This is a genomic window from Pseudarthrobacter sp. J1763 (genome assembly GCF_050490295.1).
Taxonomy (GTDB): domain Bacteria; phylum Actinomycetota; class Actinomycetes; order Actinomycetales; family Micrococcaceae; genus JBNPEO01.
In genome coordinates this window covers 1-1,806 of record NZ_JBNPEN010000014.1, presented here as the reverse complement: position 1 = coordinate 1,806, position 1,806 = coordinate 1, and the positions used below count along the sequence as shown (strand labels likewise).

General features: G+C 58.5%; 1 protein-coding gene and 1 rRNA gene. Both read left to right on the top strand.

The annotated features are described in order from the left end of the window. Nucleotides 1-6 precede the first annotated feature (6 nt). A 5S ribosomal RNA gene (rrf, locus tag ACQQCD_RS12125) occupies nucleotides 7-123 on the top strand. A 295-nt stretch (nucleotides 124-418) separates the two neighbouring features. Continuing rightward, nucleotides 419-1,429, top strand: coding sequence for a patatin-like phospholipase family protein (locus ACQQCD_RS12120; protein WP_430268638.1), 1,011 nt, complete (start codon nucleotides 419-421; stop codon nucleotides 1,427-1,429). The last annotated feature ends 377 nt before the right edge of the window (nucleotides 1,430-1,806 follow it).

The following is a 1,806-nucleotide window of genomic DNA, read 5'->3' as shown; positions in this document are numbered from 1 at the left end:
TAGGGTTACGGCGGTCATAGCGTGGGGGAAACGCCCGGTCCCATTCCGAACCCGGAAGCTAAGGCCCACAGCGCCGATGGTACTGCACCTGGGAGGGTGTGGGAGAGTAGGACACCGCCGGACAACCATTCATAGTAAAGCCCCGCACCCACACAGGTACGGGGCTTTACTACTTTAACAACCACACCCCAACCCAACCCGGCCCACAGGACCCCAACCCACTCGACGCAGGTTGCGTGCGTGGGTATTATCCTTTTATTGACCGCGAGACTTTTGTCATCATTGAATTTTGCTAGGAGGTGAGACCCGTGAAAGCAGTATCCGTAATGGGCCTCCCTCGCAGTTCATGGTCCTGCGGTCGGGTTATCTAGAACTCGCGCCGTCTGGGAATGCCCGCACATCGCGAAAGGCCATTCCCATGAACACAAATTCATCTTCAGTTACTGGTTCCCACCCCGCAGAGACGCCAACGGCCGTTCAGCCGCATTCCACTCAGTCTCATCCCATTCAGTCGCGTCAGCGGGCACTAGTTCTGGGCGGGGGTGGATCCACTGGGAACGCGTGGCTCATTGGCGTTGTAGCAGGTCTCGTTGACGCGGGCTGCAGAGTCAAGGATTTTGACCTCATCGTAGGAACTTCTGCAGGTGCAACCGCAGCTGCGCAGATCACCAGCGGAGCCACACCGGCGGAGCTGTTCGAGGCCATCATGAATGAGCGCGCACCCTCTCTTCCAGAGCGGGAACTAGGCGGAGTCTCGCCGCAGCGTAGTAGTATGCCACCGGTGGCGGCGTCCGAGGCGCCGCGTCGTATGGTGAACGGCCAGCTTGGTGCGACTGGCGAAGTCATCGCTGCATCAGTGGACATCACTGACATGCGTCGGCGTATCGGCGCCTGGGCACTTAGCCGGGAAGCGTCGTCGGACGTTGCTTTCCAAGAGCGTTGGCGCGCGACCGTTGCCTCTAGATTCGTTGGGGATGTCTGGCCGGAACAACGAGTGTTCGTCACCGCCGTCGACGCCGTGAGTGGTGACCCACTGACCTTCGACTCGGAGAGCGGCGTGAACCTGGTAGATGCCGTGGCGGCCAGCTGCTCGAGTGGTTTTGCATATCAGATTGGTGAAAATCACTATGTCGACGGCGGCTACCGGACGAACGCCGATAACGCAGACGTGGTGAAGGGATACAAAGAGGTTTTGGTGCTCTCACCTTTTGGTGGCAGGTCCCGAACGCCCAGCGAGTGGGGGGTGGATCTGGCTTCCCAAGTCTCTGAGCTGCGGTCCGCTGGCAGCAAAGTGGCAACCATATTTCCTGAAGGGGAGGCCGCGAACTATTTTGGGGTCAATGCCATGGATCTGTCACTGCGTCCCTTGGCGGCACAGGCCGGTTTCGCGCAAGGCAGGGCCGCTGGCCAATATGTGGCCGACGCCTGAATCCTGCGGAGTGATGCACGCCATAAGATCACTTTTCTTCCATTCAGGTAGAAAGTGGGGACATATACCCCGAAATTCCGCATGTTGATGCGGAAGTGGCGCAGCGCCTACCGGATTTGTGTTGGGTGTTGGTGGGGTGTATTGTTTTTTGAGTCGCCGCGAGGGGAACAGCGTTGAGCTGGGACCGCGGGTGGCCACCCCCCTTTCTTTTAGGCCATGGTTTGGTCGTCTTTTTGGGCGTCTGAGTGTGGTTGTGGGTTGTGTTTGCTGCTGGTGTGAGTCCTGGAATATGGATTTGCGGTTTGGTGGTGAATCGGGTAAGTTTGAAAAGTTGCTCCGGAGCGAGTTCTGATCCTGTTGAGGGGTTGGGGTGGTGC

What these genes read in the sequence shown, in the direction of transcription:
- ACQQCD_RS12120 (WP_430268638.1), top strand. Translation starts at nt 419, where the DNA reads ATGAACACAAATTCATCTTCAGTTACTGGTTCCCACCCCGCAGAGACG.